This window comes from Methylobacterium sp. Leaf469 (assembly GCF_001424745.1).
Taxonomy (GTDB): Bacteria; Pseudomonadota; Alphaproteobacteria; order Rhizobiales; family Beijerinckiaceae; genus Methylobacterium.
Genome location: NZ_LMRE01000015.1, coordinates 1 through 21266 on the forward strand (window position 1 = coordinate 1; position 21266 = coordinate 21266).

18 protein-coding genes are annotated in these 21266 nt (G+C 68.7%); 11 read left to right on the forward strand and 7 right to left on the reverse strand.

The annotated features are described in order from the left end of the window. Positions 1–521: 521 nt before the first annotated feature. Positions 522–815, reverse strand: a complete 294-nt coding sequence (locus ASG60_RS10380) for a hypothetical protein (RefSeq protein WP_056360027.1) — start codon at positions 813–815, stop codon at positions 522–524. Between the two features lie 582 nt (positions 816–1397). On the opposite strand from ASG60_RS10380, the gene ASG60_RS10385 reads away from it, so the two are divergent. From ASG60_RS10385 to ASG60_RS10420, 8 genes are all read left to right on the forward strand, one after another. Beyond that, complete coding sequence (locus ASG60_RS10385) at positions 1398–2477, forward strand: glycosyltransferase family 4 protein (protein WP_056385458.1); 1080 nt, start codon at positions 1398–1400, stop codon at positions 2475–2477. 7 nt (positions 2478–2484) lie between these two features. Beyond that, positions 2485–3621 (forward strand): glycosyltransferase, encoded by a 1137-nt coding sequence (locus ASG60_RS10390; RefSeq protein WP_056385424.1) that lies wholly within the window; start codon positions 2485–2487, stop codon positions 3619–3621. Continuing rightward, a complete protein-coding gene (locus ASG60_RS10395) occupies positions 3618–4724 on the forward strand; it encodes a glycosyltransferase (RefSeq protein WP_056385425.1) in 1107 nt (368 codons plus the stop codon). Before ASG60_RS10390 ends, ASG60_RS10395 begins: the two co-directional genes overlap by 4 nt. Beyond that, positions 4721–5851 (forward strand): glycosyltransferase 61 family protein, encoded by a 1131-nt coding sequence (locus ASG60_RS10400; RefSeq protein WP_056385427.1) that lies wholly within the window; start codon positions 4721–4723, stop codon positions 5849–5851. Before ASG60_RS10395 ends, ASG60_RS10400 begins: the two co-directional genes overlap by 4 nt. Before the next feature lie 107 nt (positions 5852–5958). Then, positions 5959–7017 (forward strand): endonuclease/exonuclease/phosphatase family protein, encoded by a 1059-nt coding sequence (locus tag ASG60_RS10405; RefSeq protein WP_056385429.1) that lies wholly within the window; start codon positions 5959–5961, stop codon positions 7015–7017. A 73-nt stretch (positions 7018–7090) separates the two neighbouring features. Then, positions 7091–7864, forward strand: coding sequence for a PIG-L deacetylase family protein (locus ASG60_RS10410; protein WP_056385431.1), 774 nt, complete (start codon positions 7091–7093; stop codon positions 7862–7864). Further along, positions 7858–8712 carry a galactosyltransferase-related protein gene (locus ASG60_RS10415; RefSeq protein WP_056265509.1) on the forward strand — a complete coding sequence of 285 codons (855 nt, stop codon included), beginning with the start codon at positions 7858–7860 and terminating at the stop codon, positions 8710–8712. Before ASG60_RS10410 ends, ASG60_RS10415 begins: the two co-directional genes overlap by 7 nt. Positions 8713–8881: 169 nt before the next feature. After that, complete coding sequence (locus tag ASG60_RS10420) at positions 8882–10021, forward strand: glycosyltransferase (RefSeq protein ID WP_244476631.1); 1140 nt, start codon at positions 8882–8884, stop codon at positions 10019–10021. Here the strand turns inward: ASG60_RS10420 and ASG60_RS10425 are convergent. Both ASG60_RS10425 and ASG60_RS10430 read right to left on the reverse strand, forming a co-directional pair. Continuing rightward, a complete protein-coding gene (locus ASG60_RS10425) occupies positions 10018–11565 on the reverse strand; it encodes a GMC family oxidoreductase (RefSeq protein ID WP_056385436.1) in 1548 nt (515 codons plus the stop codon). The genes ASG60_RS10420 and ASG60_RS10425 overlap by 4 nt on opposite strands. After that, positions 11562–12983, reverse strand: coding sequence for an alpha/beta hydrolase (locus tag ASG60_RS10430; RefSeq protein WP_056385438.1), 1422 nt, complete (start codon positions 12981–12983; stop codon positions 11562–11564). Before ASG60_RS10430 ends, ASG60_RS10425 begins: the two co-directional genes overlap by 4 nt. Positions 12984–13176: 193 nt before the next feature. Here ASG60_RS10430 and ASG60_RS10435 point away from each other — a divergent pair, with 193 nt between their 5' ends. Then, positions 13177–15267 (forward strand): prolyl oligopeptidase family serine peptidase, encoded by a 2091-nt coding sequence (locus ASG60_RS10435; RefSeq protein ID WP_056385440.1) that lies wholly within the window; start codon positions 13177–13179, stop codon positions 15265–15267. 45 nt (positions 15268–15312) lie between these two features. On the opposite strand, the gene ASG60_RS10440 is transcribed toward ASG60_RS10435, so the two are convergent. Together ASG60_RS10440 and ASG60_RS10445 are read right to left on the reverse strand one after the other, a co-directional pair. Next, positions 15313–16110: a lytic transglycosylase domain-containing protein gene (locus ASG60_RS10440; protein ID WP_082479005.1), complete on the reverse strand. Its 798-nt coding sequence runs from the start codon at positions 16108–16110 to the stop codon at positions 15313–15315. Positions 16111–16370: 260 nt separating this feature from the next. Continuing rightward, positions 16371–17276 carry an SDR family oxidoreductase gene (locus tag ASG60_RS10445; protein ID WP_274533781.1) on the reverse strand — a complete coding sequence of 302 codons (906 nt, stop codon included), beginning with the start codon at positions 17274–17276 and terminating at the stop codon, positions 16371–16373. 187 nt (positions 17277–17463) lie between these two features. Here ASG60_RS10445 and ASG60_RS10450 point away from each other — a divergent pair, with 187 nt between their 5' ends. Both ASG60_RS10450 and ASG60_RS10455 read left to right on the forward strand, forming a co-directional pair. Beyond that, a complete protein-coding gene (locus ASG60_RS10450) occupies positions 17464–18087 on the forward strand; it encodes a phosphatase PAP2 family protein (RefSeq protein ID WP_056385442.1) in 624 nt (207 codons plus the stop codon). Between the two features lie 65 nt (positions 18088–18152). Then, entirely contained in the window at positions 18153–19730 is a 1578-nt protein-coding gene (locus ASG60_RS10455; RefSeq protein ID WP_056305376.1) for a gamma-glutamyltransferase family protein, read from the forward strand. A 132-nt stretch (positions 19731–19862) separates the two neighbouring features. Here ASG60_RS10455 and ASG60_RS22620 read toward each other — a convergent pair whose 3' ends face one another. Further along, positions 19863–20039: a hypothetical protein gene (locus ASG60_RS22620; RefSeq protein ID WP_156368985.1), complete on the reverse strand. Its 177-nt coding sequence runs from the start codon at positions 20037–20039 to the stop codon at positions 19863–19865. A 189-nt stretch (positions 20040–20228) separates the two neighbouring features. Further along, positions 20229–20963, reverse strand: a complete 735-nt coding sequence (locus ASG60_RS10460) for a Crp/Fnr family transcriptional regulator (RefSeq protein WP_056385444.1) — start codon at positions 20961–20963, stop codon at positions 20229–20231. Between the last annotated feature and the right edge of the window lie 303 nt (positions 20964–21266).

Genomic DNA, 21266 nt, shown 5'->3' on the forward strand with positions numbered 1-21266 from the left:
CAGACTGGAGAAACCGTGGTACCGACCAAACCATCGTCGGCCTTCCCAGCGGTCCGGAGCGTCTAGAGCCCCGTCGTGCCCCTGTCAACCCAAGCAATCCAGCAAGCCAGACCGCCCAACCAACACGAAACACCACCCCAAAGACAAAAACAGTGGACCATCCAGCCAAAGCCGGATCATCCATCCGATAACGCCTCCAAGAGAACCGGCGCCGCCGCCAAGACCAAAGTCCCGCTGGCCGCCGCCGATGAACAGGCTTCTACGGGCCCACAGCCCAACCGTCAACGGCCAAATGACGGAACGATGCGATTTTCGCGACAGATCAACGACACGCCAGCCAAAGGCCCTTTGACGCCTCTCAATGGGCATTTAGAACGGTCAGGATGCGGCGCCGCCCGCGCAACTCATCCAACAAACTCGCATTCACGGAGATGCAACGCGAGGGCGCCACGGCTTGAACCGTAGCGCCCCCACCTGCCGTTCGAATCCTCATCCAGGCTGGACGAACTTCGATTGCTCGATCAGCAATCGTTGCCTTGCTGGGCCGCCGTGGGCTTGCCCTCGGCCTGCTTGGCGACATCGCTCGGTGACGTGGCCGTGTTCGAACCGGCGTTGTTCATCGCCCCAACCGTTCCGGGGGACTCGGCCTTTGCGCCCGGGCTGACGTTGCCGGTGCTGGCGCCATCGACCTTCGAGCTTTTCTCCGAGGCGGCGGATTTGCCGGCCGTGCCAGTGGCGCACGGCGCAGCGAAGACTGCGGTGGACGACAGCATCAGGAGAGCGGCAGCGCCAGCGAGCTTGGTCGAACGTAGCATGTGTTCCTCCGAAACGATTCTTGTGAAGCTGAAACGTCGTGCTGTGTGACTGGTTCCTGAGGAAATTCTGAGAAGAAGTGGATTTTCGTGGTGCACTGCAGTATCCGCCAGTCATTGGAGGATGGCTCGATCGCAGGGGATACGGAGAAGCGCTGTTTTCGGTGGCGGAACCTGCCGCATATTCCCTTTTACCCAAATTCGACTTTTTGACTGGGACGTTCGCCATTGGCGTCCGCCATCGTACGTCCGTCCGAAGAAGCACCTTGGATCAGTTCCCTTGCGGACGGGAGTCCAGCGTGTTCGCCTACCGGGGCTGATCCGAAGTCAGGGATCGTTCAGACAAACTATGGATAAGGCTGACCTACTCGGATTCCAGCGGACCGGATCGCCAACGTGACTGCAGCGACCTCCAAGCACTCGTTTGACACTTTGATCGGACCCGCGACCGGTCTCGATCCCATTCGCCGGCAACTTGGCGCTACTCAGCCGAAAAGCTCCGTGCTCGGCCGAACCATAGCAAAACCCTCGCTTCACGCCGGGTTCGCACCTTCTGCGAGCCGGGATGTCGCGAACCCCGTCAAGATCGCGATCATCGCGCATCTCAAGTACCCCATCGCCCAGCCCTTCTCGGGCGGCTTGGAGATGCATACGCATTTCCTCGCAAGTGCCTTGCGGGCGCGCGGACACCACGTGACGCTCTTTGCCTCCGAGGGCTCGCAGGCGGATCTCGGCCTCGTGGCTGTCTGTGCGCCAACGGGCAGCGCCTTCGACGAAGCGTCCTCCGCTCGAATCGACCTCCTCGAGGCTCACGCCTACGACCGCATCATGGATGCGGTCGCAAAAGGCGGCTTCGATATCGTCCACAACAACAGTCTGCATCCCCTGCCGTTGCTGCGTGCCCGCGAGGTCGCGGCGCCCATGGTCACGGCGCTGCACACGCCGCCCTTCGAGCCCTTCGTGCAGGGCGTGGTCGCGCGCGCGCATGACATGACGTTCGCCGCCGTTTCCAAATCCCTGGCCGAGGAGTGGTGCACTGTGCTTCCGCGCCCGCTCGTGATCGGCAACGGTATCGATCTCGAAGCCTTCGCGTTCAATGCCCAGCCGGCGGGCCCGCCGCACGCCATCTGGACCGGACGCATCGTGCCCGAGAAGGGGCCGCATCTCGCCATCGATGCCGCGCGTGCGGCCGGCCTGCCTCTCGTCTTCGCGGGGCCGCAGAGTGATCCGGCCTACTGGGACAGCATGATCGCTCCGCGCCTCGGAGCGGACGTGACCTATCTCGGACACCTTTCGCATGCCGACCTCGCCCGGCGGGTCGGCGAGGCCCACGTCACCCTGTGCAGCCCCCGCTGGGAGGAGCCGTTCGGCCTGGTGGTGGCGGAATCACTAGCATGCGGCACGCCCGTGGCGGCCTTCGGGCGCGGTGCGATTCCGGATATCCTCGACGCGTCCTGCGGCGTGCTGGCACGTGCCGACGACGTCGCCGACCTCGGCCGGGCGGTCTCCAAGGCTGTCGGGCTCGAACGTCTTGCGTGCCGTCGCCGGGCCGAGCACCTCTTCGATGCCAACGTGATGACGGATCGCTACGAGACGCTCTACCGTGCGGAGATGCGTCACGCCGCGCCGACGGTCCTGCACGCCCGCGCGCTCGGCGAGGCTTGAGCCGGTGATGCGCGATCACGGGGCCCTCGCGCGGGCCGTCGTTTGCGTGCCCGCCCGCAACGAGGCCGGCACACTGCCCCGGCTGATCCGGTCCCTCGACGCCCAGGCCGGGGCCGGTCCCGATGCGCCGTTGCGGGTCGTGATTCTCGCCAACAACTGCACCGACGACACCGTACCGATTCTGTCGGCCATCGCACGCGAGGGTAGCTGCGCGAACCTGCGGTTGCGGGTCGTCGAGGCACGGATCGCGCCCCCCGACGCGCATGTCGGCACCGCCCGGCGCATGGCGTTGGAAGCCGGTGTCGTCTGGCTGCGCGAGGAAGGTGTCGAAGACGGCGTTCTCCTAAGCACCGATGCGGATGCGGTGGCCCCGACCGACTGGGCGCTCGCCAACCTGCGGGCCCTGGACGGCGCCGACCTCGTCGGTGGTCGCCTGGTGATCGATCCGGAAATCGAACGACCCGATCCGGCCCTGAGCGATCTCCATGCCCGGATCGAGCGCTACTGGAGCGGGGTGCGGGCCCTGGAGGCCATCCTCGATCCGCCGTCGCACGACCCCGCGCCGCGCCACGGCGACCATGTCGCGGCGAGCCTCGCCCTGCGCGTCGATCTGTACGAATCCGTCGGCGGGCTACCGGCCATCGCCTGTGGTGAAGACAACGCACTCGTCAGCCGCGTCCGCCGCGTCGGCGGGAGGGTGCGCCACTGCCCAGCCGTGTCGATCGGGGTGTCCGATCGTGCCACCGGGCGCGTCGAGGGCGGCATGGCGACGGAAATGCTCCGTCGTGCCCGGATCGCCGAAGGCCAGGGAAGCTACCGGTTGCCGCCCGCCGCCCATTGGCGCGCGCTCATCGAGCGCCGCCGCGACTGGCGCCTCGCCTGGGAGACCGGCCCCGACTGGCCCGCTGCCCTGCGCCGGCTCGGCATTGCGGAAGGCACCATCGACGCGACGGCCGCCGAGATCGCGGCCGAACCGTGCCCCAACGCCATCGCGTTCGTCGAGCGACTCGATGCGCGGATCGGCGAGCCCGGCCCGGAGCCTGAGGCGCAGCCGCTCGACGACGTTCTCGCCGACCTCGAAACGCTTCAGCGAGAACTTGGTGCGCAACGGGCCGACGGAGCGGCGATAGCGCCGGCCGCATGAACCGGCGGCCCATCGGCTATTACGTCCACCACCAGGGCGCGGGCCACGCAACGCGGGCGCGCCTCATCGCGCGGACCCTCGCCCGGCCCTGTACCCTGCTTGGGACGTTCGACGGGGCCGACCCCGGGGTCGACTCGTTCGTCGATCTGCCCGACGATCGCATCGCCGCTGGCTTCGACGGTCGCGACAATGCGGCGACCCGGCCCATGGCCCTGCATTACGCGCCGTTAGGCGTCGATGGACTCCGCGACCGCATGGCCCGGATTGCCGCTTGGGTCGCGTCGGCCGATCCTGTTCTGATGATCGTCGACGTCTCTGCGGAAGTGGCCTTGTTCTCCAGACTTCTCTCGGTGCCGACCCTGGTGGTGCGGCTGCCCGGCGACCGCACGGACCCGCCCCATCTCGAGACGTTTCGCAGTGCCGAACGCCTGCTCGCGTTCTTTCCTCGAGCGCTCGACGGTGCAGCGAACCCCGAATGGGTCCGATCCAAGACCGCGTATGTCGGCTATTTGGGCGCCGCTCCGAAAGCGGATCCCATCGGGGAAGACGGCTCGATCGTCGTCGTCTACGGGCGCGGTGGAGCGGGTGGATCGTTCGCCGATCTCGCCGCCGCGGCCCGCGCGGTGCCGGAGCGCCAGTGGCAGGTGGTCGGCCCGGTCACCGACGAGGGCGGTGAGTGCCCGGAGAACCTCCGTCTGCACGGATGGATCCCGGATATCGGACCGTACCTCGACAGCGCGGCCCTGGTCATCGGGACCGGTGGCGATGGCGTCGTCTCGGGTGTCGTGGCACGGGGCAAGCGCTTCGTCTGCATTCCCGAGCCTCGTGCGTTCGACGAGCAGGCCGCCACCGCGCGGGCGCTTCAGGCGCATGGGGCGGCGATTCATCGGGCGGACTGGCCGCCCCCCGGGGATTGGCCGGCCTTGGTTCGGGCTGGTCTGGCACTCGATCCGGCGCTCATGACGTCTCTCGACCAGTCCGACGCCCTGACGCGGGCCGCACGCCTGATCGGAGATTTCGCCGACAGGCTTGATCCGCAGGCCAGCGCACCGAAGTCCGTCGGCCCAGGCGTGGCGCCATACTCGAACGGACGACGCGCGTGACATCCCCGCTCCAGCCCCGAACCGTCGCGCGGTGCCCCCTCGACGGGGTCGCGGCGGCGGTGGGAACCGTCGGCGAACTCTGCGCAGGCCCGGCCATCGGTATCCGATTCCACGAGTTCGCCGCACCGTACGATCAGGTAGTGCAACCGCTGTGCTGGCTCGGACCTGGCGACCGCGCGACGTATGACCTCCACACCGCCTCGGTCCCCCCCATCCGGCTGTACCGCATGGGGGGCGGTACGCTCATCTTCGGCAAGGGACTCCTTGTCCGCGACGGCACGTTGATCGAACTCGACCGCTATGGATTCCACGAACTCGGACGCTTCGACTATCCGTTCAACGCCGGGTTCCTCCAACTCGAAGGAACGATGGCCCGCATCGCGCCGCCTGCGCGGGTGCGTGTCATCGACGAACCCTGCATCCTCCTCTCACAGGGCGGTGAAGCGGTTTGGGGACATTGGCTCCTGGACCTCTGGCCACGACTGATCATGGCTCTTTCAGCGCCCATGCGGGTGCGGATCATCCTCGATGCCGATGTCGCGCCATGGGTCGCGGGCATGCTGCGAAACGCGGGGATCGGTCCCGATCGCGTCATCTGGCACGACAAGGGCCGCGAGACCCTCCTCGCAGACGACGTCTACGTGCCTGGCTTCCTGCGCTGGCGCAGCGCGGTCTCGCCCTGGGTCAACTTGGCTTGGAATCTGTTCCCCGCTGCGCCCGGAGCGGGACCTCAGCGCCTCTACGTCAGCCGGACCCGAACCGGTGCGGGGTCGTCGTTGAGCAACGCCGCCGAGATCGAAGCCATGGCCGTGCGGCGCGGCTACACGTTGGTCCACCCCGAATCCCTTCCCCTCGATCGACAGGTAGCCCTGTTCGCCGGAGCGACCCACGTCGTCGGCGAGGCCGGATCGGCTCTGCACAATACAGCGTTCAGCCCTGCCGGAACACGCGTCGGCGTGATGCTGTCGCCCACCGGCTTCATTCGCATTCTGCAAGCGGGTATCGGCCATGTCCGGGCGCAGCCGACGGGCTTCGCGTTCGGAGACCCTGCCGGCGACGCCCGTCGGATCACCATGCCGGGTGCCCTCGCAACCGAGCTGCTCGATGCCATGGATGCGGTTTCCTGAATCGACGCCCCGACGAAGAATTCCCATCGCCCATCGGCACCATCGCCACGCTCGCGGCGTTTGGTCGGACTTGGCCTTGACCGGTCTGGAGTTGCGGAGGCGCGGGCGTGGCGGGATCGGCTTGGATATGGGCTCTCAAGGGAGCCGGCTGGTTCCTCGTGGCTTCCACCTTCATCCCGTTCATCCGCAGCGACGCAGGGTTCATCCGGACCTTCGACTTCCCGCGCCTTCAGGTGGCGGTGGCCAGCGTCCCGATCCTCATCCTGCTCCTTATCTTTGCCCGTGACAGAACCGGGTTGGCCTTGTTCGCCGCACTCCTCGCCTGCTTCGCCTACCAGGCCTACCGGATCTTCCCGTTCACGCCCCTGCACGCACCACAGGCCGTGGCCGCGACGGCGGCGACCTGCCGCCGCGACGCCGAGGTCTCGCTTCTGGTCGCCAACGTCCTGCAGGACAACACCGATCACCAGAGCCTGCTGCGCCTCGTGGACCGGCATGATCCCGACCTCCTGCTCGTCCTAGAGACCGATGCGCGCTGGCGTGACGCGCTCATGCCCCTCAGAGCGCGCTATCCGAGCGTCATCGAGCAGCCTCAGCCCAACACCTACGGGCTGTTGTTCTACGCCAAGCTCCCGCTCGAAAACCCGCAGGTGCGGTTCCTGCTCCAAGACGACGTGCCGTCGATCCGCACCGTCGTGGTCCTCCCGTCTGGCGAGCGCTTCACCCTGTTCGGCGTGCACCCGCGCCCGCCCCATCCGGGTCACAGCTCCGCTCCGCGGGACGCCGAGCTTGTCATAGTCGCCCGCGAGGTGCGGGATTTGGACGGGCCGGCAGTGGTGGCCGGCGACCTCAACGACGTCGCCTGGTCGCGTACCACCACCCTGTTCCAGAAGATCAGCGGCCTCCTCGATCCGCGGATCGGACGGGGCCTGTACCCGACCTTCAACGCCAAATGGCCCCTGCTGCGCTGGCCCCTCGACCACATCTTCTTTAGCGACGATTTCCTTCTCGGACGCCTGGAGCGGCTGCCGTATATCGGCTCGGACCATTTCCCGATCCTGATTTCCCTGTGCCGCACGGCGGTCGCGCCGAGGGTGCAGGACGCGCCCGAGGCGACCGCCTCGGACATGGAAGCAGGGCGCGAGGCTATCGAGGCCGTGAAGTAGGTCGCGGCGGCTTGATCTCCCCGACCACATCGGTGATGCCGAAGCCCGTCTCCCACCGATCCACGAGGACCACATGAACCTCGAAGCGTTCCTCGCCGCCGCCGGGCGCCTGCCCGTCGCCTCTCTCGACACCATTCTCGGAGAGGCGGGCTCGCAGAAGGGACTGGTGGTGGTCGCTCCCCATCCCGACGACGAGAGCCTCGGATGCGGCGGACTCATCGCGGAGGCCTGCCGCCTCGGCCGCGCCGTGCGTCTCGTCGTCGTCACCGACGGGTGCGGGTCGCACACCCACTCCGCCATGTATCCGCCCGAGCGTCTCCGGACGCTGCGCGAGGACGAGACCCGCACGGCCGTGGCCGAACTCGGCCTCGCCCCGGAATATGTGCGCTTCCTGCGTCTGCCCGATGCGCATGCGCCGAGTGCCGGCCCGGAGGCGGAGGCCGCCGCCGCCGCGATTTTGGATGACGCCGCATCTTGCAACGCCGGCGCCCTGTTCGTCACCTGGGGTCACGATCCGCATTGCGACCACAAAGCCTCGGCTGCCATCGTCGCCCTGGCCCAGGTCCAGCGGCCGGCCCTGCCCGCCTATGCCTATCCGGTGTGGGGGTTCACCCTGCCGCCGGAGACCGAGGTGGGCGACCCCCCCGAGGGCTACCGCCTCGACATCGCCGCGCATCTCCCGGCGAAGGCCAGGGCGGTGGCCGCCCACCGCTCGCAGACCACGGACCTTATCGCCGACGATCCCACGGGGTTTCGCCTCGCGCCCGACATGCTGACCAATTTCGCGGGACCGCACGAGATCTTTCTGCGAATGGGTCCGGTGGTCTCCGAGGCATCCCCATCGTGAGCGCCAGCGTCGTCACCTTGAACAAGGGCCGAGATGCCCATCTCGCCCGCCTCCTCGAAGGCTTGGCGCGCGGAACGCCACCCGCCGAATGCGTGGTGGTGGAGATGGGTGCGGAGCCCCCTCCCCTGCCGGATTACGGGTTTCCCGTCCGCCGCATCGTTCTCGGCGCCGACGGGCTCCCCCTGGCGCGGGCCCGCAACGCCGGACGGCGGGTCGCGTCGGGCGACCATCTCGTCTACCTCGACGTCGATTGCATCCCGTCCCCGGATCTCGTCGAGAGCCTCGACGACGATCTGGCCGAGGCCGATGGTTTGATCTGCTGCGAGGTCCGCTACCTCCCATTCGGGGCGGTCACGGATAGCTGGACACCGGCCGGCCTGCATGCGGCCGGACAACCGCATCCGGTCCGGGTGTTTCCCGAGGCGGGGCGGGAACCGACGAACAATCCTGGCCTGTTCTGGTCCCTTGCCTTCGGTGTGCGTACGGCCACCTTCGACCGCCTCGGGGGATTCGACGAGGCCTTCGACGGCTACGGTGCGGAGGACACCGACCTCGCTTTCCGCGCCGCTGCCGCCGGGGTGCCGGTGCTGCTGACGGCGCGCGGCGAAGCCTACCACCAGCACCACCTCGCCTGCGACCCGCCCCTTCAGCACTTCGACAGCATCGTCCGCAACGCCCGTCGCTTCCATGCCCGCCACGGCCTTTGGCCCATGGACGGCTGGCTCGACGCCTTCGCCCGCCTCGGCCACGTTTCGGCGATCTGGCGCGACGATGACCTGACTGTCCTGCGCGCACCCTCTCACGCCGAGGTCGCGGCGGTACGGGTGGCGTCGGAGGATCCGTTCTGAAAGGCCTTCGAAGGTCCTGACGAACCGGGCCGACGTCGTTTCGCATCGGCGGCGCAGGACGGGGCAACGAACGTCATCCACCCACAAGCGTCGCCATTGTTCCGCTTCGCCGACCTGCTAGGGACGCTTTCTGCCGTGCCGTCGAACGCCGGCCGCCAGGAGACCCGTCGTGCCGTCTGCCGTTCCCAACACCGTCATCGCGATTCCAGTCCGCAACGAGGCCGAACGGATCGAGGCTTGCCTTCGGGCCATCGACGCTCAAACGGGCCTCGCACCCGGCAGCCTCGCACTCGTGCTGTTCCTCAACAACTGCACGGACGGGACGGAGGCCATCGTCGAAGCCCTGCGGCCGAGCCTGTCGCTGCCGATGCGGGTCAGCCACGTCACGTATGCGCAAGCCCATGCCGGATGGGCCCGACGCGAAGCCATGAACGCCGCCGTCGATTGGATCGGGGCGGCATCCGGCGGCGCCATTCTGTCCACGGATGCCGACAGCCGGGTCCCGCCGGATTGGGTCCTGCGCAATCTCGCCGCATTACGGGCCGGAGCCGATGCGGTCGCGGGGCGGATCGAACTCGATGCCGACGAGGCCGCGTTGCTGCCGCCCTCCCTGCATGAACGCGGCCGCCTGGAGGATGCCTACAGCGCCGTCCTGACGGAGATCGAGGCGCGGATCGACCCCGATCCCCACGACCCTTGGCCGTGCCACCGTACGACCATCGGGGCCACCCTGGCGGTGACCCGGGAAGCCTACGTGGCCGTGGGCGGCATGCCCGCCATCGCGCTCGGCGAGGACGGTGCCTTCGTCGCCGCCCTGCTGCGGCAGGGCTACCACGTGCGGCATGCCCCCGAGGTGGTGGTGACCGTGTCCGGCCGCCTCGTCGGCCGGGCGCCCGGCGGCGTCGCCGACACCATTCGGGCCCGCTGCGAGAAGCCCGAGAGCCTGTGTGACGCCCGCCTCGAGGCGGTGCCGCGCGCGGTGTTCCGCTACCTGTGCCGACGGCACCTGCGGCGGCTGCACGGCGAGGGACGCCTTGAGGGGACGCGGGGTTGGGCGCGCTTCCTCAAGATTTCAGAGACGGATGCCGTCCGCATCGCCGCCCTGCCGCTTCCCGGCCTCGCCGTGGCCGAGGCCGAGCGGGTGAGTCCGCGCCTCGTCTACCGGCCGCTGGGGCCGTTCGAACTGGCGCACCACACTCGACTCGCCCGCCTTGCGCTGGTGCCGATCCGGGCGCTGACCCGGATCGCCAACCGCCGCGTCACCACCCCGCCGCCACGGCCCGTCGCGGTGGGGTTGGAGGCACCCTAGCGGCCCTTGAGGAACGCCTCGGCCGTACGCAGGCTCAGCGCCATGATGGTCAGGGCCGGGTTCGCCGCGAGCGAACTCGGAAAGGTCGACCCGTCGCTGATCCAGAGGTTCGGCACCTCGAAGCTGCGCCCGAACGGATCCACGACGGCCGTGTCGCCGTCCCGGCCCATGCGGCAGGTGCCGAGGGTGTGGGCCACCCGCTCTAGGACCCAGATGTCGCTGGCCCCGGCCGCTTCCCAGATCGCCTTCATGGTCCGGGTGGCGTGGGCGTTGAGACGGTGCTCGTTGGTGCCGTAACCGAAGCTGATCTGCGCCTTCGGCACCCCGAACGCGTCGACCTCACCCGACAAAGTGAGCACATTGGCATCGCACGGCAGGGTCTCGCCGTTGATCCCGATCCCCGCGAAGTGGTTGTAGCGGCCGAGGTAGTCGGTCAGGGCCCGACCCCAGAGACCGCGGCCCCGCGCCACGGAATTGCCGAAGGTCAGCGGCAGGACACCGAGGCTCTGCATGAGGTAGCCGCCCGCGAAATCGGCATCCGCTGGCCGCACCATGTCCTCGCTGATGAGGGAGGACGGATAGCCCCGGTTCATCCGGACCTCGCCGTCGAAGGTGCCCCAGACCTGGGTCGCGACGTGCCCCATGTAGTTGCGCCCGACCTGACCGCTGCCGTTGGCGAGGCCGAGATGCAGTAGGAGTCGGGGGCTCTCCACGGCACCGGCACAAAGAAACACCGCGGCGCATCGTTGCCGATGGTCCGTTCCATCCTTGCGGTACGTCACGGCCGTGATGCGTCCCATCCCATCGTGCTCCGTTCCATGGACGCGGCACAGGGAACGGATCTCGGCACCGTGCGCAACGGCCAGGGGCAGGTAGGTCACGTCCATGCTGGTCTTGGCGCCGTTGCGGCAGCCCTGGTGGCAGAAGCCGCAATTGATACAGGCGTTTCGGGTCCCCCCGCCCTCCTGGGCGAAGTCCCTCGACACCACGGCCGCCGGCGCATCCGTGGCGCGAATGCCCAACCCCTCGCAGGCCTGAGCCATGATTCCGGCCGGACCATTGCGTGGAACCGGACCCAGCGGGTAGCGCCGCTCTGAATCCCACGGGTAGGCCTGCGGTCCCGAAACTCCGATGAAGCTCTCAACCCGCTCGTAGAACGGACGCAGGTCCTCGTAGTCGAGCGGCCAGTCGACGCCCTCTCCAGTCTCCGTGAAGAGCTTCAGGTCACGCTGGTCCGCCCGGGGTGTGAACGCCCCCCAATGCAAGGTCGAGCCTCCGACCCCGGTACCGCTGTTGTTGACCCCGAACGCCTCAGGCGTGGAGCCGCCGCTCAGTCGTTCGTCCGTCCAATAGATCTCGTCGGCCAAGGTTTCGTCGAAAGCGAACCGGGACGGATCGAAGTTCGGCCCCGCCTCTAGGGCGACCACCTTCAGGCCCGCCGCGGCCAGTCTGGCGAGGAGGGGGGCTCCGCCGGCGCCGGTCCCGATCACAACGGCATCGACAGCATCGTCGAGGGCGTAGCGGCGCATGGAATCGAGATTCATCGAGCCTCTCCCGCCTGGGCCACGGGTTCCCAGGATTCGCGGGCATCGATCCCGAATTCCACGAAACCGGGAAGACGCGCGGCGTCGTCTCCACCGGCGCCGATGCCGCTGAAACCCAGACGCGCCAGGGACGCGGGATGAGCGAGGTAGGTGCGCACTACGTCGCCACGCAGATCTTCGAACCACAGCTTCATTTGTGCGGCATCGAGCTCACTGCCGACGATCGGCAGCTGCGCATCGGCAACGGCTGCCACCAGCGAATCCTGCACCGAACCCGGAAGGGCGAGGAAACCGACGGCATGAGCAGCGTAAGCCGCCGCATCGATGGTCCGTAGGGCGGCCGCGTATGCCTTCGGGTCGGCCGGCAATGCGGCGAAGCGCCAGCCGTCGCCCGAGCCCGACGCCAGACGTGCCTCGATGCGAGCACCGATATCCATGGCGGTCCGCCCGTCTTGCGGCAGCACACGATCGACGATCGCGCGCAGACTTGCGAGTTCGAGGGCATTCAGCACCTCTGGACGGTAGGCCGGATCGTCGGGCTCGGCCCGTGCTACGAGAGCTTCCCGGAGCCGGTTGTTGACGCGCGGCGACGCGATGAGGTCTGCGTAGGAGGCGGGCACAGGCACTGCGCCAGGCGAGGCCTCGACAGGACGGACCATCTCCTTGCGGATCAGATCCGCCACGGCATGCGGCCGTTCTAGGGGCAGCAGGTGCCCGGCCCCCTGAAGTACGACGTGCCGAGCGTCGGCGAGATGGGGAATCATCAGGCAGATCTGTGCGGCCGCTCCGAGATCGCTGTCCTCCGAGCCGCTCAGAACCAGAGCAGGCGTTCGTAGAACACCGATGCAGGCACACCAGTCCTCGCGGCTCCCCGCTTCGAGCCAAGCCGTCCAAGCCCCGGGATCGGCACGCAGCACATCCGCCACCGCTTGTGCCCGGTCCGAGGCCTTCAACGGGGCGCCGACGTTCTGGTCGATGAAGTCGCCCGCCTCGGCCTGCCGCGTACGCTCATCCGCAGAAATCCAGGCGATCATCGCCTGCCGCTTCTCGTCGGACATCGGCTCGGGACTCGGCGGTGAGCCTGCCAGAAGTATGAGGCCGCTAAGGCCCGCCAGACGATCGTCTCCGTCCTCCGCCCGGCGCGCCAGGGCGAGAGCCACCTTGGCGCCCATGCTATGGCCGGCGATCCACCAGCGCGCCGGCAAGAACTCGGATATCCGCCCGGCGATGTGGTCGGCCATGGCCTCCACGGATGTGCCGGAGACGCTAGAGGCGTCGCCGAAGCCTGGGAGGTCGAACGGGATGCACGTCGCGGCCTCGCCGAGGCTTGCGGTCATCTCTCCCCATTCGCGCGAGGAGCCGCCTAAGAAGTGTAGGCAGAAAAGGGTGGTCGGTGGATCGAGGGAGACGTGCAACATCGCATCGACATCGCCTCTTACAGCGCCGCTTCAAGCGAGCGCACCCGCGACCCCTCGCTGCACCCCAGCGGTTTGATCCCGGCTTCTGGCGAAAAGTCCCCCTGCGGAGAGCGTGCGCGACTGTCCGACGCTGGGCGGAAATTCGAGGTCCGGGGTCGTGTCTCGGCGAGCGAGTTGGCTTACCTTCTCGGCCATGACGAAGAACACTGCTCCGTTGCCCGATCCACGCCCGACCCGCGAATATCCGGACGACGATCCCTACCTTTGGCTCGAGGAGGTGGATGGCGAGAACGCGTTGGCCTGGGTGGAGACCCGGAATGCCGAGACCCTGGCACTCTACGCCGACGCCTCCTTCGCCCGAGACCGCGACACGGCGCGGGATCTGATGGACCGCCCCGATCGTATCGCGATGGTGCGCCGGCGCGGTGAGCTGCTCTACAATTTCTGGAAGGACGCCGAGCATCCGCGTGGCTTGTGGCGCCGCGCGGACGAGAGCGGCTACCGCGCCGGGACTCCGGAATGGGATGTCGTCCTCGATCTCGACACCCTGGCGGCCAGCGAAGGCGAAGATTGGGTCTGGGCCGGTGCCGACCTTCTTCCCGTATCGCGCGACAGGGTGCTGTTGAAGCTCAGTCGGGGCGGTGGCGACGCGACGGTCCTGCGCGAATTCGACCTCATCGAGCGGTCCTTCGTCGCGGATGGGTTCATTCTCCCCGAAGCCAAGGGCGGTGCGACGTGGCTCGACCGAGACACGCTGCTGCTGTCGAGTGCCCTGGGCGACGGCATGGCGACCCGTGCGGGCTATCCCCGGACCGTCCGCCTGTGGGCGCGCGGCACGGACCCACTCGCCGCGCGCATTCTTTTCGAGACCGCACCGGAGAACATGGGTGTGTGGGCCGGCGTCGAGCGACCGCCGGCGGGCGAGCGCATCGTCATCGCCGAGCGTACCGGCTTCTTCGATGGTTTTCTCCACCTGGCCGACCGCGAAGGCGTCGAGATCCGCCTCGATGTTCCGTCGGACGCAGAGATTCACCTGCATCATGATGGGCTCGCCGTGCAGCCCCGCACGGCCTGGAGCGTCGGCGGGCGGACCTATGGACCCGATACGGTCCTGGCCATCGCCCTGTCCGACTTTCTCGCCGGAGCGCGCGACTTCACCGTGCTGTGGGAGCCGAGTGAACGGCGCGCCCTGCAGGATGTGTTCTGGTCCGGGGACCGTCTCGTCATCGGCGCACTCGATAACCTGAGCCCCCGCTTCAGCGTCTGCGAGCGAAGCGCCGCGGGTTGGACCGAAAGGCCCATACCCGGCGTGCCCGCCATCGGAACCGTCTCGGTGTGGCCCCTCGACGCCGATCCGGACGAGGCGGACGGCGAACTGAGCGCCCTGATGCAGGACCCGGTGACGCCGCCGACCCTCCTGGCGATCCCACCTGCCTTGTCGACCCCGACCGTTCTGCGCACGACGCCGGCGACCTTCGATGCCGCCGGACTGCGGGTGACGCGGCACGAGGCGATCTCGGCCGACGGAACCCGAATCCCCTACGTCCAGACCGGACCGGTGGGCGAGACGGGGGATGCGCCCGTTCACCTGACGGCCTACGGCGGCTTCAAGGTCTCGATTCTGCCGACCTATCAGGCGGTTATGGGGAAGCTGTGGCTCGAGCCGGGCGGTACCTGCGTGAGCGCGAACATCCGCGGTGGCGGTGAATTCGGGACTGCGTGGCATGAAGCGGGCCGGCGCGAAGGCAAGGCGCTGGCCCATGACGACTTCGCCGCCGTCGCTGCGGATCTCGTCGCGCGCGGCGTCACCCAGCCCCACCGCATCGCCGCCGAGGGTGGATCGAACGGCGGCCTCCTCATCGCCAACATGCTGACGCGCTACCCCGAGCGCTTCGGTGCCCTGTTCTGTACCATCCCGCTCATCGACATGCGCCGCTACACCAAGCTGCTCGCTGGCGCGAGCTGGATCGCGGAGTACGGCGACCCCGACGATCCGGCGGACTGGTTGTTCCTCCAAGGCATCTCGGCCTATCATGCGGTACGCGCCGGAGAGCCCTACCCGCCGATCCTCATCGCCACGAGCCGGCGGGACGACCGGGTCCATCCGGGGCACGCCCGCAAGATGGCGGCAAAGCTCCAGGCCCTCGGCTACGGTGCCGCGTTCTACGAGCCCGCCGCCGGCGGCCACGGCTACGGCAACGACAGCACCCAGGCCGCCACCTTCATGGCGCTCGGCATAAACTTCCTGCGCCGATCCATCGGGTGGAGTCCGAACCCGGTCTAAGCGGGCGGACTCCGGGCTTCCCCGCGGGAAGCCCGGGATGCGCGATCACTGACCGTCGATGCGGCTGCCGAGCAGAGCGATGGCCTTCTGGTAGACGGTGGCGGCGTTCCAGCCCTGGATCGCCGCGAAGTTCGGCTCGCCCGGCTGATAGCCAGCGCCGCGCTGCCAGCCATGCGCCTTGAGGAAATTCGCTGTTGCGTTCAAGGCGTTGGGGATGCTGTCGAGGCTACCGCCCGTACCGTAGTTGAGAACGCTTTTCGGCAGGAACTGAGTGTGGCCGACCTCCCCATGGGCGGCCCCCCGGGTGCCGGCCGTGAGGATGCCGCGATCGACGAGGGTGAGGGCGGCGTTGAGCTGATCGGTGAAGAAGGCCGAGCGGCGGCAATCGTAGGCGAGGGTCGCCACGGCCGACAGCGTGTTGATGTTTCCGCGGACCGCACCGAACCCGGTCTCCATACCCCAGATCGCCAGGAGCGGACCGGCGGGCACGCCGTAGCGCTGCTCGATGGACGCGAACAGGGCCGCGTTCTGCTGCTTGAGGGCGCGGCCGCGGGAGACGATGGCGGGGCCGCCGCGCTTGGCCAGGAACTGGTCGAGGCTGAGCTTGAAGCTCTTCTGGCCGCGATCGGCCGAGATGGTCGCCGTGGAGTAGGATGTTCCCATCAGCGCCGCGAGACTTTCCGCGCTGGCGCGGCCCCGGGCTTCGTCGGCGAATTCGCGCTTCCAGGATTCGAAGCCGGACGCCGAGTTTCCGCAGGTCGCCGCCTGGGCTTGACCGACAAAACCAAGGAGGGCGACGGCGCAGGCCGCACCGGAAAACGTCATGTACCCGCGTCTCGACATTCGACAACTCCTAAAACGACCTTGGGCTCCGACGAGCCGGTTCGGGCACCGCTCGGCCATTGGACGATGTCAACTCCAAGGCACCGGGACACCTCGACCGTTCGGATCGGGCGTTTTCTCGCGATAGTGACAGGGAAGGCTCCCCGGCACGGACCGGCGCATGCCGTTCTGGCCCCTGCGGCGTGGAACGGCGCAGGGCCGAATGGAACGGTGGCGCGCTCCGTCACACCACGGGCTGCGCCGGTCCGCGCACCGGGCGGTCAGTACATCGGCACGCCACCCGTCACCGGCACGAGGGCACCGCTCATGTAGCTGCCCTCGCGGGAGGCGAGGAGCACGTAGGCGGGGGCGAGTTCGGCCGGCTGGCCGGCGCGGCCGAGCGGCGTGTCGGCACCGAGCGACGCGATCTCGTCCGGCCCCTTCACGATGGGCTGGATCGGCGTCCAGACCGGGCCGGGGGCGACGCAGTTCACCCGGATGCCCTGGGGCGCGAGGAGGTTCGACAGGCCGATGGTCAGGCTGGCGATGGCGCCCTTGGTGGCCGCGTAGATCAGCATCGACTTCGTGGCGACCTTGGCCTGCTGGCTCGTGGAATTCACGATGGCGCCGCCCGGCTTCATGTGCGGCACGGCGGCCTGGGCGAGGTACATCATCGCGAACACGTTGGCCCGGAACGAGCCCTCGATGTCGGCCTCCGTCAGATCGTCCAGACCTTCGTTGACCACCTGGGCGGCGGCGTTGTTCACCAGGATGTCGAGGCGGCCGTACTCCGCGACCGTCCGGGCGACGAGGGCACGGCAATAGGCGGGATCGCGCAGGTCGCCCGGGACGAGGATCGCGCGGCGGCCGGACTTGCGCACCCAGGCGGCGGTGTCCTCGGCGTCGGACTGCTCGACGGGCAGGTAGGCGATGGCGACGTCGGCGCCCTCCCGGGCATACGCGATGGCGACCGCGCGGCCGATGCCGGAATCGCCGCCGGTGATGAGGGCGACCCGGTCGGTGAGGAGGCCCTTGCCGACGTAGCTCGTCTCGCCGTGGTCGGGCGTCGGGTCCATCTTCGTGGTGAGGCCGGGGCGCTCCTGCTGCTGGTCACCGGGAAACGGCGGCCGGGGGCCGGCTTCGCGCGGGTCGGGATTGGTGCCGGGCTGCATGGTATCGGGCTGCATAATGGGTCCGGTGCTTTCCGCTGGCGGGGGCGCTTCGGACGGCCCCCTGTCGCGCGGCCATGTAGGGCGCGCCGCGCGCCGCACCCTGTGACGCAGGGACTTACGGGACGCAGGTACTCCCGGGACGCAGGCACTCTCGCGCCGCAGGGACCCGTCGAACGGAAGCACCCCGGCCGCGTTGAGACGCATGCTTGACCGTAAGAGAACCCCGGCCCGGACCCGCGACACCCGGCTGCTGCCGGGGGAGGCCGCCGACATCGCCCTCGGCGTCGGCCTCGCCACGGCCAAGGACCATCGGGCGGTCCGCACCCTCGGGAGCCTGAGCGAAGTCGGCGCCTGGGAGGTGCTGTTCGCGGTCTCGGCCGCGACCTGGGCCGTGGGCGCTGCGCGCGGCGACGCCCGGCTGGCGGCGACGGGCCGGCACATGCTCGGGGCGGGCCTCCTGGCGAGCCTGACGAAGACCACCCTCAAGCGCCTCGTCCATCGCACCCGGCCGAACGTCCTGATGGAGGAGAACACCTATGCCCGCGGCTGGCTCGGCCCCAACGACGGGCCGTGGCAATCCTTCCCGTCGGGGCATGCGGCGGTGAGCGTCGCGGTGGCGCGCGCCGTTGCCCGGGCGTGTCCGGAGGCGGGCGGCGCGGTCCAGGCGGGGGCCGGCCTCATCGTGGTGGCGCAGGTGTTGCGCGGGGCGCATTATCCGGCCGACGTGGCGGTCGGCGCCCTGATCGGGCTCGCCGCCGAGGCCGCCGTGAACCGCGTCGCCGGACCCGCGACCGACGGCCCTCGACCTCCGGCGCCATCCTGGTAAGGGATTTGCCTGAGGGACTCGCCAGAGAATTTGCCCGTGCACGCGCCCGAGAAGAGGACTGGCCCATGAGAGATTTCGCCCGGCCCGGGCGTTCCCCGGTCCATGCCGGCGCGGCCGCCGTCGCGACCTCGCACCCCCTCGCCTCCCTGGTGGCCGTCGAGACCCTTCGGGCCGGGGGCAATGCCGTCGACGCCGCCATCGCGGCGGTGGCGGTGCAATGCGTCGTCGATCCGCTGATGACCGGCATCGGCGGCGACTGCTTCGCCCTGTACGCCCCGAAGGGCGCCTCCGTCCCCATCGCCCTCAACGGCTCGGGCCGCAGCCCGGCGGCGGCGCACGATGCGTGGTACCTCGAGCACGGCGTCGCCATCGAGCCCACCTCCCCCCATGCGGTGACGGTGCCGGGCGCCGTCGCCGCCTGGAGCCGCCTGCTCGCCGATCACGGCACGCGCGACCTCGCCGCGCTGCTGCGGCCGGCCATCGCCTACGCGGAGGACGGCTATCCGGTGCAGCCCCGCGTCGCCTTCGACTGGGCCCGCAACGCCGCGCGGGTCGCTGCCGATCCGGTCTCGGCCGCGCTCTTCCTGCCCGGCGGCGCGGCGCCGAAGGCGGGCACGCGCATGCGCAACCTGCGCCTCGCCGCCACCCTGCGGCGCATCGCCGGGGACGGCGCGCGCGGTTTCTACGAGGGCCCCGTGGCCCGCGACATGGTCGACCGCCTGCGGGCCTTGGGCGGCCTCCACACCCTGGAGGATTTCGCCGCCGCCGCGCCTGAGATCGTCACCCCGATCACCACGCGCTATCGCGGCTACGACGTGTACGAATGCCCGCCGAGCGGCCAGGGCCTCGCCGTGCTGATGATGCTCAACATGCTCGGCGCCGACGATGTCGGTGCCCTGTCCGAGCTCGACCGGGTCCACCTGTTCGCCGAGGCGTGCAAGCAGGCCTATCACCACCGCGATGCCCTGTTCGCCGATCCGGTGCTCGCCGCCGTGCCGGTGGATCACCTGCTTTCTCAGGCGTGGCACGCGCGGGCGCGGGGCGCCATCAACATGGGCCGGGCGCAAAGCCCCGTGATCTGGCCCGAGATCGCCCACACCGACACGATTTACCTCTGCGTGGTCGACCGCGACGGCAACGCCATCTCGCTCATCAACTCGATCTTCCAGCCCTTCGGCACCGGCATCACCGCGCCGGAGAGCGGCGTACTCCTGCACAATCGCGGCCTGTCCTTCCGGGTCGAGCCCGGCCACCCCAACACCATCGGGCCGAAGAAGCGCCCGATGCACACCATCATCCCGGGCATGCTCATGCGCGACGGCCGCGCGGTGGCGCCGTTCGGCGTCATGGGCGGGCATTACCAGGCCATGGGCCACGTCGAGCTGCTCACCGGCCTCCTCGACCGCGGCCTCGACGTACAGGAGGCCTTGGACGCGCCCCGCAGCTTCGCCTACGGCGGCGGCCTCGAACTCGAGCCCGGCTTCGGCCCCGGCCTCGCGGCGGGCCTCGCCGCCCGCGGCCACACCCCGCTCGCCGCGGCCCAGCCCATCGGCGGCGGCCAGATCATCTGGATCGACCACGCCGCCGGCACCCTCACGGCGGGCTCCGACCCCCGCAAGGACGGCTGCGCGCTGGGGTATTGAACGGACCGCGCCGCGAAGACCGGCGCCGGGTCGATCGACGCCGTCCGGTCTCCCGCGGGGAAATCACGCGGGACCAGCGGCCGGGCGCCGGACCCGTGAGATCGCCCGCGCCCATGAAACGGTGCCGCCCGGTCATCGCGACAACCACAACCCGGCGTACTTCAACGTCGCTCCGTGGATTGGCCACCCATCCTCGTCGGTCACCAGCACGGCGATCGTCCGGCGGTCGCCGTCGCGCGGAATTTCGTCGTGCGCGATCGACGGGAAGCGGTTATGGGCGGCCAGACGGTTTGCGGCGAATGTCCTCACAGACCGTACCGGTATCGTCGTCTTGGATACCCAAGTCTACGCAAATTTCCAATGAACGATACAACATGACAATATTCGACCACGACATCCAAGCATGAGAACTGGAAAGCGCTGATATTGAAAGTGTCGAGTTTCACCATTCGAAGCATCGTCGTCCGGATCGCATGATCTGGCGGCGGTCCCGGCGTCTCACGCGTCCTGGCGCGCGCCGACCCGTTCGAGGTGCAGGTAGTTGGGATTGAACAACGCCAACCGCTCCAGTCCCGGCCGATTGAGGATGGTCAACCGGCGCCCTTTCAGCGTCAGGAGTCCGCGCTGTCGCAACGTCTGCAAGGTCCGGTTGACGTGCACGGGTGTCAGGCCGGTGACCTCGGCGAGGTCCGATTGAGTCAGGGGCATGTCGTAGCTGGCGTCCTGCGTCTGCCCGATGCCGCGCAGGCGATGGAACAATTCGCAGAATAGATGGGCCAGCCGCTCCAGGGCGTCGCGTCCGCCGAGGTTGAGGATCCATTCCCTCTGGGTCCCCGCATTCACCAGCGATTCCCACCACAAGGCCCGCGTCACCTGCGGGCGTGCGGACATCATGGCCTCGAACGCCGCCGGCGCGATCTCGATCAGCGTCACGGCGGTGAGCGTGCCGATCGAGTGGTCCATCGCGGACAGCACGAAGACGTTGTGGTCACACAGGTCGCCGGGCAGAAAGAAAGCCACGATCTGGCGGCAGCCATCCGGAAGCTGCTTATAGCGGCAGGCCCAACCCGAAAGGACCAGGCGCACGACCCGTGGGTCTTCACCCTCGCGGATGATGTCCGACCGGGGCTCGTAGTGAAGCATTCGCCCGTCGGTCAGAGCAAGAAGCGCACTGCGCTCTTCGTCGTCCAAGTGCTCGAACTGTTCCAGCTTGACGATAAGCGGATAGTTCATCGTCCGGTCCTTCGTTCCCGGGTGAGATCCGGGTGCCAAACCGAACACGATGTCGCATCTAACCTATGTGAGATCGGCTCACACCAACTTACGTTAGAAGTCCCGCCCTTTCGGATACGATCCATACGGTTTGGCCGCCGTGAGCCCGCCCGCGCCTCGACCCCAGGTCCACTTCCGCGCGTCCACCTGCACACACCGCGCGGCCTCGCGCCGGATGCAGTCGACCTGTTCCATCGCGACCAGGCCTACCTGTAGGCTTCCGCTGCGTTTCCCGGCAGGACCGCGCCATTCGCGCCCGAGGGG